Annotated in this window: 1 protein-coding gene; it reads left to right on the top strand. The window is 75.7% G+C overall.

What is annotated here, in order from left to right:
* A partial coding sequence (locus G3I53_RS11940) for an HD-GYP domain-containing protein (protein ID WP_164438320.1) occupies positions 1-963 on the top strand: 963 nt, incomplete at its 5' end.
* Positions 964-978 lie beyond the last annotated feature (15 nt).

Raw genomic sequence — 978 nt, 5'->3', positions numbered from 1 at the left:
GGCGACGTCCCCGGCGCCCTCGCCGCGGCCGGCGCCGCCGTCCTCGCGTTCTGCCTCGTGCTCACCCTGCTCGACGGCGTCCTGCGCGCCCTCGTCGCGGGCCGGCCGCTGGGCCACACCGCCGGGGTGCCCGGACCGGTCGCATGGTGGCGGCTGCTCCTGCCGCTGCTGGTGCCCGTCACCGTGCACGGGCTGGCCGCCCTGATGATGGCCCTGCTCTGGCGCAGCCCCTACGGGCCGGTCGCCGCGCAGCTGGTGCTGCTGCCGATGGCCGTCTCCTGGTGGGCGTTCGCCCAGTACCACCAGGAGCGCGCCGCCCACCAGGCGACGATCCGCGCCCTGGTCCAGGCCGTCGACATCAAGGACGGCTACACGCGCGGGCACAGCGAACGCGTCGGCCACGCCTCCATGATGATCGCGCGTGAACTCGGCATGGACGACGAGCGCGTCGAGGTGCTGCGATTCGCGGGCATCCTGCACGACGTCGGGAAACTGGGCGTCCCCACCCGGCTGCTCACCAAGGACGGCCCGCTCACCCCCGAGGAACGCCGGGTGATCGAGCTGCACCCCGAGTACGGGCACGAGATGGTGCGCGGGATCTCCTTCCTCGGGGAGGCCCGGGAGGCGGTGCTGCACCACCACGAGCGGATGGACGGCACGGGCTACCCCTACGGGCTGACGGGCGGCCAGATCCCCGAGTCCGCGCGGGTGGTCGCGGTCGCCGACGCCTTCGACGCGATGACCTCCACCCGCTCCTACAGCCGGGCCCGGCCGGTGCCCGTGGCGCTGCGGGAACTCCAGCGGTGCGCGGGCGACCACTTCGACCCGCGCATGGTGACCGCCCTGGTCCGGGTGATCGGCCGGGACGGCTGGCACCCCGCGGTGACCGCCGACGAACCGCGCACCCCCGCCGTCCCCGCGCCCGCCGAGCCGGTCACCGGCCGGTCCGGGGCCACCCGGTGACGCCGCGGCCCGCCC

Origin of the sequence: Streptomyces sp. SID14436 (assembly GCF_010548465.1) — a bacterium.
GTDB lineage: Bacteria > Actinomycetota > Actinomycetes > Streptomycetales > Streptomycetaceae > Streptomyces.
The sequence above is the reverse complement of the archived record's forward strand: the minus strand, read 5'-3'. Positions and strand labels throughout refer to the sequence as shown.